This is a genomic window from Streptomyces sp. AA1529 (assembly GCF_000280905.1).
Classification (GTDB): Bacteria; Actinomycetota; Actinomycetes; order Streptomycetales; family Streptomycetaceae; genus Streptomyces.
Genome location: NZ_ALAP01000037.1, coordinates 134,661 through 142,236 on the forward strand (window position 1 = coordinate 134,661; position 7,576 = coordinate 142,236).

Consider the following 7,576-nt stretch of genomic DNA (forward strand, 5'->3'; position numbering starts at 1 on the left):
GTACCCTGGAGCCGTAGTGGAAGAACGCCGCAGTGAGGGAGATGAGCAGGCCCAGAGGCCGCCCATGACGCAGACAACCCCATCCCAGGCCGGATCCGGGCAGGAGACAGCCCGCTTCACCGTGCCGCCCACGCACCCCATGGTGACGGTGCTGGGTTCAGGCGACTCCCTGCTGCGCGTGATCGAGAACGCGTTCCCCGGTACGGACATCCACGTCCGGGGCAACGAGATCAGCGCGACCGGCAACGCCGCGGAGGTCGCCCTTGTCCAGCGCCTTTTCGACGAGATGATGCTGGTGCTGCGCACCGGTCAGCCGATGACGGAGGACGCCGTGGAGCGCTCGATCTCCATGCTGCGCGCGCAGGAGAACGGCACAGGTGACGTCGACGAGACGCCCGCCGAGGTGCTCACCCAGAACATCCTCTCCAACCGGGGCCGTACGATCCGCCCCAAGACGCTCAACCAGAAGCGCTACGTGGACGCGATCGACTCGCACACCGTCGTCTTCGGCATCGGCCCGGCCGGCACCGGCAAGACCTATCTGGCCATGGCCAAGGCGGTGCAGGCGCTCCAGGCCAAGCAGGTCACCCGGATCATCCTGACCCGGCCCGCGGTCGAGGCGGGCGAGCGGCTCGGCTTCCTGCCCGGCACGCTCTACGAGAAGATCGACCCGTATCTGCGGCCGCTCTACGACGCGCTGCACGACATGCTCGACCCCGACTCGATCCCCCGCCTGATGGCGGCCGGGACGATCGAGGTGGCGCCGCTGGCGTACATGCGCGGCCGTGCGATGCCAACGTTCACGCAGGTCATGACGCCAGCCGGCTGGCGGCCCATCGGTGACCTCGCCGTCGGTGACCTGGTGATCGGTTCCAACGGCGAGCCGACACCCGTCCTCGGCGTCTACCCGCAGGGCGAGAAGGACGTCTACCGCGTCTCGGCCCAGGACGGCGCCTGGACTCTGGCCTGCGGCGAACACCTGTGGACGGTCCGTACCGCTTCGGACAAGCGCCGCAACAAGCCGTGGCGGGTCATGGAGACCCAAGAGATGATCGGCAACCTCCGGGCGGCGCATGCCCGCCGGTATGAGCTGCCGATGCTCACCGCACCGGTCTGTCACCCGGCGCGCGAGGTCCCGATGGACCCGTACGCGCTCGGGCTGCTACTCGGAGACGGCTGTATCACGGGGAAGACAACCCCGTCGTTCGCAACCGCGGACCCGGAACTCGTAACCGCCCTGGAGGGCGCGCTGCCCGGCACCACCATGCGGCACAAGGGCGGCGTGGACTACGTGCTCAACCGTGTACGACGCCCGGGCGAGTCCGTGCGAACGGAGAACCCGGTCACCGGGGCGCTGCGAACTCTCGATCTGCTCGGCACACGCTCGCACACAAAGCTCGTCCCGGACGTATACCTCCACAACTCGGCCGAGGTCCGGACCGCCCTCCTGCAGGGGCTGTTGGACGCGGACGGCGCACCCGTCACACAGCCCGACCGCACCTGCCGCATCCAGTTCTCGACGACATCGATTCTTCTGCGGGACGACGTGATCACGCTCGTCCAGTCGCTGGGCGGGACGGCCTGCACACGGCGACGGCCGGCTGCGGGACGCAGCCGGAGCAGCGCCCGGGCTGCCCACCGGCACGACTCCCACGTCCTCGACATCCGCCTCCCCGAAGGCATCGAGCCCTTCCGCCTGGCCCGCAAGCGCGACACGTACCACGCGGCTGGAGGCGGCGGTCGCCCCATGCGGTTCGTCGACTCCATCGAACCCGCAGGCCGCGAGGAGTGCGTGTGCATCCAGGTGGCGGCCGAGGACTCGCTCTACGTCACTCAGGACTACCTGCTCACGCACAACACGCTGAACGACGCGTTCATCATTCTGGACGAGGCGCAGAACACCAGCCCCGAGCAGATGAAGATGTTCCTCACCCGGCTCGGCTTCGACTCGAAGATCGTGATCACGGGGGACGTCACCCAGATCGACCTGCCCGGCGGGACGAAGAGCGGGCTGCGCCAGGTGCGGGACATCCTGCAGGGCGTCGAGGACGTCCACTTCTCGCAGTTGACGAGCACCGACGTGGTCCGGCACAAGCTGGTGGGCCGTATCGTCGACGCGTACGAGCGCTACGACGACGCCCGGCAGCAGGCCGATCCGGCCCCGGCAGAGGGCGACACCGCGGCCCCGCAGCCGAACGCGAACCGCGGCCACCGCAAGAGGAAGTAACCGGCACCCACCATGTCGATCGACGTCAACAACGAGTCCGGCCGCCGGGTCGACGAGGAGGCGGTGCTCGACATCGCCCGCTACGCCCTGACCCGGATGCGCATCCATCCGCTCTCCGAACTGTCGGTGATCGCCGTCGACGCGGGCACCATCGAGCAGTTGCACCGGCAGTGGATGGATCTGCCGGGGCCCACGGACGTGATGTCCTTCCCGATGGACGAGCTGCGCCCGCCCGCCCGGGACGAGGAGGAGCCCCCGCAGGGCCTCCTCGGTGACATCGTGCTGTGCCCGGAGGTCGCCGAGAAGCAGGGCGCCGACGCGCCGACGCGGCACTCCATGGACGAGGAGCTGCAACTGCTCACCGTGCACGGGGTGCTGCACCTGCTGGGCTACGACCACGAGGAGCCCGGGGAGCGGGCCGAGATGTTCGGCCTGCAGTCCGCGATCGTCGACGGCTGGCGTGCCGAGCGCGGCCTGTCCGGGCCCTCTCCGGCCCCGACGACGACCTCGTGAGCACGCCTCTGGTCGCCGCCGCCGTCCTGCTGGTCGTCGTGGCGTGGCTGGCGGCGTGCGCCGAGGCCGGACTGGCCCGTACCACCAGCTACCGGGCCGAGGAGGCGGTGCGCCAAGGCAGGCGCGGCAGCGCGAAACTGGCCGCGGTGGCCGCCGACCCGACCCGCTACCTCAACCTTGCCCTGCTGCTGCGGGTGGCCTGCGAGGTGGCCGCCGGCGCCCTGGTGACCTACGCGTGCCTGCGGGCCGTCGAGGGGACCTGGCAGGCACTGGCCGTCGCCATCGCGGTGATGGTCTTCGTCAGCTACGTCGCCATCGGCGTCTCGCCGCGCACCATCGGCCGCCAGCATCCGCTGAACACGGCGACGGCCGCGTCGTATGTGCTGCTGCCGCTGGCGCGCATCCTGGGCCCGGTACCGCAGTTGCTGATCCTGCTGGGCAACGCGCTCACCCCGGGCAAGGGCTTCCGAAAGGGACCGTTCGCCAGCGAGGCGGAGCTGCGCGCGATGGTGGACCTGGCCGAACAGGAGTCGCTGATCGAGGCCGAGGAGCGGAAGATGGTGCACTCCGTCTTCCAGCTCGGCGACCGGCTGGTGCGCGAGGTGATGGTGCCGCGCACCGACCTGATCACGATCGAGCGGTTCAAGACCATCCGGCAGGCGCTCACCCTGGCACTGCGTTCGGGGTTCTCGCGGATCCCGGTGGTCGGCGAGAGCGAGGACGACGTGGTGGGCATCGTCTACCTCAAGGACCTGGCGCGGAAGGTGCACATCAGCCGGGACGCGGAGACCGAACTGGTCTCCACCGCGATGCGGCCCGCGACCTTCGTCCCCGACACCAAGAACGCGGGCGACCTGCTGCGGGAGATGCAGCAGGACCGGATCCACGTCTCCGTGGTCATCGACGAGTACGGCGGCACGGCCGGGATCGTCACCATCGAGGACATCCTGGAGGAGATCGTCGGGGAGATCGCCGACGAGTACGACCGCGAACTGCCGCCGGTCGAGGAGCTGGGCGAGGACCGCTACCGGGTCACCGCCCGCCTGGACATCGGCGATCTGGGAGAGCTGTACGGGCTGACGGGCCTGGACGACGAGGACGTGGAGACGGTGGGCGGACTGCTGGCCAAGTCGCTGGGCCGGGTGCCGATCGCCGGTGCGGCCAGCACGGTCGACGTCACCGAGGACCACTCCGACCCCGCCCTGACGGGTCTGCGGCTGACGGCCGAGTCCCCGGCCGGGCGCCGCAACAAGATCGTGACGGTGCTCGTCGAGCCGGTCCGCGAGCCGGTGCACCCGGACACCGAGGAGAGCACCGCGCTCAGCGAGGGCTGAGGCCGGGCCCGGGCGGCGCCCCCTGCGCCGAGGGCAGGACGCCTGCGCTGACCTACGCTGAGACCATGACGCCGGACCAGCTCAGAGCCTGCTGCCTGGAGCAGAACGGGGCGTGGGAGGACCGCCCCTTCCCCGCGAACCCGGGCCTGTCCGCCTTCAAGGTCGGCGCGAAGGTCTTCGCCTTCAGCGGGCTGGACGAGGACCCGCTGCGGGTGAGCCTCAAGTGCGATCCGGAGAACGCGGTGCGGCTGCGCGCCGCCACCCCGGCGGTGCGGCCGGGGTGGCACCTGAACAAGCGGCACTGGAACACCGTCGAGCTGGACGGGAGCCTGCCGGACCGGACCGTGCGGGAGATGGTCGAGGACTCCTACGACCTGGTGGTGGCCGGACTGCCGCGCCGGGAGCGGCAGCGGCTGGGCCGGGACTGACCCGTCCCGGGGCAGCGCCGCGGTCACCTGTTCGGCCGCCGCCGGATCGCGGGCGGGGGCCGGTGCTGGTGGGTTGGAGGCAGGCCGTCCCGAAAGGCGCTCCCATGCCCGCTGCCCGCTGCTCCCGCCTCGCCGCCACCGCCGCCGTCGTCGCCGTGCTGTCCCTGGCGGGGTGCGGCGGGGACGGGGCCGCGGAGTCGGCCGAGACCTCCTCGCCCTCGCCGCCGCCGTCGAAGTCCGGCGCCACCCCGACCGGTTCGCCCTCGGCGGTGGCCGGGCCGCTCAGCGAGCAGCAGGCCCGGACCGCGCTGCTGGCCGAGGGTAACCTGCCCGCCGGATGGCGGCACGCGGACCTGGCCGACGCCGCACCCGCGGGAGCCGCCCCCGAGGAACTGCGGACCGACGACCGCAACTGCCGGCGGCTGTTCGACGTGCTCCGCGGCGACGCGGACAAGCACGAGGCGCGGACCGCCGCGTCCCGCGGCTACCGCGGGAGCGCGGACGGCCCCTATCTCTCCAGCGAGGTCGCCTCCTACGACAGCGCGGGCGGCGACGGCTCGAAGCGGGCGCTGAGCACCTTCCGGAGTGTGCGTGCGAGCTGCCGGACGTTCACCGCCGAGAACGACGCGGTCACCGTCGACTTCACCGTCTCCCGGCTGACGGCCGGACCCGGCGGGGACAGCGCGTGCGCCCGGCTGCGCGGCACCGCCCGGGGCGGCCCGGCCGACGGGCAGCAGCTCACCCTCGACCTGGTGCTGTCGCGGGTGAAGCAGTCCACGTCCGGAGTGGCCCTGCTCTCCGTCGGCGACGGCGACACGGGGCTCGCCCGCCGCGCGGCCGAGGCGGCCGCCGAGCGGCTGACGGAGGTGACGGCCGGGCGCACGCCCAGCCCGACCGTCCCGCCCGAGCAGGCCGACTGAGCGGTCGCAGCGGGCAGGCCCGGTCAGACCGGCTCCCGCCGGGCGCGCGAGGCCCGTGCGCGGCCCAGCACGAGGGCCACCAGTGCTCCGACGGCCAGCAGCACGGCCGCGTCGGCGGCGAGGCCCAGCCTGATGCCGCCCAGCGCGGCCTCGGCAGCGGGCGTACCGGCGTCCCGCAGCGCCGCGGCCCGGCCGACCGACAGCGCGCTCAGCAGCGGGATGCCGAGCGCCAGCCCGAGCTGCATGGCGCTGGTGACCAGGGAGGTGGCCCGGCCCTGGTCCGCGTCGTCGAGGCCCGAGGTGGCGGTGACGCCGTAGGTGACGACGGCCACCAGATGCAGTCCGCTGGCCAGTGAGATGGCGATCACCACCAGCCACAGCCCGCCCTCGGTGCCCAGCCCCAGCAGCGCGGCCGTCAGCACGCCCTGGCCGAGCAGCCCGAGCGCGAGGGTGCGCGGCGCACCGAGCCTGCGGGCCAGCCGGGGTGCGAGGGCGCCGCCGGCGACGGAGGCGAGGCCCTGCACGCCGAAGACGAGCCCGGAGACCAGCGGGGAGACGTCCAGCAGCTCCTGCAGGTAGAGCGTCATCAGGAAGACCACGGCGGTCATCATGGAGACGGTGGCGAGCCCGGCCAGGTTGCCGAAGGCGACAGTGGGACGCCGCAGCAGCGACAGCGGCAGCAGCGGCTCGGCGCTGCGCGCCTCCACCCGGACGAACAGCACGAGCAGCAGCACTCCGGCGACGATCGCACCCAGCACGTCCGGGCGGCCGAAGCCCTCCTCGGCGGCGGTGGAGAGCCCGTAGACGACGCCGAACAGCCCGCCGGTCACCGTGAGCGCACCGGGCACGTCCAGCCGGGTGCGCGCCCCCCGGCTCTCGGTCAGCAGCCGGGGCGCCACCAGCAGCACCAGGAGGCCGCCGACACCGAGCAGGCCCATGGTGGAGCGCCAGCCGAGCGTGTCGGTCAGCACACCGCCGACGACCATGCCGACGGTGAAACCCAGCGCCATCAGCGAGCCGTTGATGCTCAGCGCCTTGGTGCGCTTGGGCCCCTCGGCGAACGAGGTGGTGATCAGGGCCATCCCGGTGGGGACCAGCGCGGCGGCGCCGAGCCCCTGCAGCGCGCGGCCCGCCAGGAACAGCGGTGCGGCGGGCGCGAGTGCCGCCAGCACCGAAGCGCCGGTGAAGAGCGCCAGACCGGTCAGGAAGGTGCGGCGGCGGCCGAGCTGGTCGCCCAGCCGCCCGAAGAGCAGCAGGAAGCTGCCGGTGGGCAGTGCGAAAGCGGTCACGGCCCACTGCAGCCCCGCCTCCCCCAGGCCCAGGTCCGGCCCGAGGACGGGCAGGGCGACGTTCAGGACGGAGAAGTCGAGCGCGACGAGGAACTGCGAGGCGCAGAGCACCACGAGCAGCAGGATCTCGCGCGGGGTGAAACGGTGGGTGGCGGGAGGGGAGACCGGTGCGGACGCGGGTGCGGCCGTCTCCGGTGCAGAAGCGGTCGTTGGCATGATCACAGCCTGCTGGCGCGGAACAGACCGTGGGGAGCTGCTGTTTATGGTGGTGGTCGCACCACCACTCAGGGAGGGGAACAGGTGGCCAGTGCTGGAGGGAGCCCGCCGGAGAGACTCCGGCGCGGCCAGGAGTTGCGCACGTTCCTGCGCTCGCGCAGAGCCCGGATCTCGCCCGCCGAGTCGGGGCTGCCCGACGGTGGTGCCCGGCGCCGGACACCGGGGCTGCGCCGGGAGGAGGTGGCGGTCCTCGCCGGAGTGGGCGCCTCCTGGTACCAGTGGCTGGAGCAGGGCCGGGACATCACCGTCTCGCCGCAGGTCCTCGACGCGGTGGCGCGGGTGCTGCGGATGAGCCCCGCCGAGCGGCGGCACCTGTACGTGCTGGCCGGACTCAACCCGCCGCTGCCCGAGTCGGAGTACGACCCCGACTACCTGTGCGCGGGGATGCAGCGGCTGATGGACAGCTGGATGCCGTATCCCGCGCACATCATGGACCCGTACTTCAGCGCCGTCGGGCTCAACGCGTCGGCGCAACTGGTGATGGGCATGGACGCGCAGGAGAACTGCATCATCAACTTCTTCTGCGACGAGCGGTACCGGGCCCGCGCGGTCAGCTGGGAGCAGAACGCACCGGGTGTGGTGGCCGAAC

7 protein-coding genes are annotated in these 7,576 nt (G+C 72.2%); 6 read left to right on the forward strand and 1 reads right to left on the reverse strand.

Translation table 11 applies throughout. The features are described 5' to 3' along the window. The first annotated feature begins 64 nt into the window (after window positions 1-64). From A949_RS33150 to A949_RS0111365, 5 genes are all read left to right on the forward strand, one after another. The gene (locus tag A949_RS33150; RefSeq protein ID WP_078565393.1) at window positions 65-2,227 is read left to right on the forward strand and encodes a PhoH family protein; all 2,163 of its coding nucleotides are present in this window, start codon (window positions 65-67) and stop codon (window positions 2,225-2,227) included. Window positions 2,228-2,239: 12 nt separating this feature from the next. Then, window positions 2,240-2,740, forward strand: coding sequence for an rRNA maturation RNase YbeY (gene ybeY, locus A949_RS0111350; protein ID WP_019356128.1), 501 nt, complete (start codon window positions 2,240-2,242; stop codon window positions 2,738-2,740). Further along, window positions 2,737-4,074 carry a hemolysin family protein gene (locus A949_RS0111355; protein WP_019356129.1) on the forward strand — a complete coding sequence of 446 codons (1,338 nt, stop codon included), beginning with the start codon at window positions 2,737-2,739 and terminating at the stop codon, window positions 4,072-4,074. The genes ybeY and A949_RS0111355 overlap by 4 nt, the downstream gene beginning before the upstream one ends. A gap of 65 nt (window positions 4,075-4,139) precedes the next feature. Continuing rightward, on the forward strand, window positions 4,140-4,502 hold the full coding sequence (locus tag A949_RS0111360) for an MmcQ/YjbR family DNA-binding protein (protein WP_019356130.1): 363 nt from the start codon (window positions 4,140-4,142) through the stop codon (window positions 4,500-4,502). A 104-nt stretch (window positions 4,503-4,606) separates the two neighbouring features. Next, the gene (locus tag A949_RS0111365; protein WP_019356131.1) at window positions 4,607-5,422 is read left to right on the forward strand and encodes a hypothetical protein; all 816 of its coding nucleotides are present in this window, start codon (window positions 4,607-4,609) and stop codon (window positions 5,420-5,422) included. Window positions 5,423-5,445: 23 nt separating this feature from the next. Here A949_RS0111365 and A949_RS0111370 read toward each other — a convergent pair whose 3' ends face one another. Further along, window positions 5,446-6,927, reverse strand: coding sequence for an MFS transporter (locus A949_RS0111370; RefSeq protein ID WP_037706153.1), 1,482 nt, complete (start codon window positions 6,925-6,927; stop codon window positions 5,446-5,448). A gap of 84 nt (window positions 6,928-7,011) precedes the next feature. Here A949_RS0111370 and A949_RS33155 point away from each other — a divergent pair. After that, on the forward strand, window positions 7,012-7,576 hold a 565-nt coding region (locus A949_RS33155), incomplete at its 3' end, for a helix-turn-helix domain-containing protein (RefSeq protein WP_037706155.1).

Bases quoted from the DNA above. Each gene is read 5' to 3' on its own strand.
- A949_RS33150 (WP_078565393.1), top strand. From the start codon at position 65: ATGACGCAGACAACCCCATCCCAGGCCGGATCCGGGCAGGAGACAGCC.
- A949_RS0111365 (WP_019356131.1), top strand. From the start codon at position 4,607: ATGCCCGCTGCCCGCTGCTCCCGCCTCGCCGCCACCGCCGCCGTCGTC.
- A949_RS0111360 (WP_019356130.1), top strand. From the start codon at position 4,140: ATGACGCCGGACCAGCTCAGAGCCTGCTGCCTGGAGCAGAACGGGGCG.
- ybeY (WP_019356128.1), top strand. From the start codon at position 2,240: ATGTCGATCGACGTCAACAACGAGTCCGGCCGCCGGGTCGACGAGGAG.
- A949_RS0111370 (WP_037706153.1), bottom strand. From the start codon at position 6,927: ATGCCAACGACCGCTTCTGCACCGGAGACGGCCGCACCCGCGTCCGCA.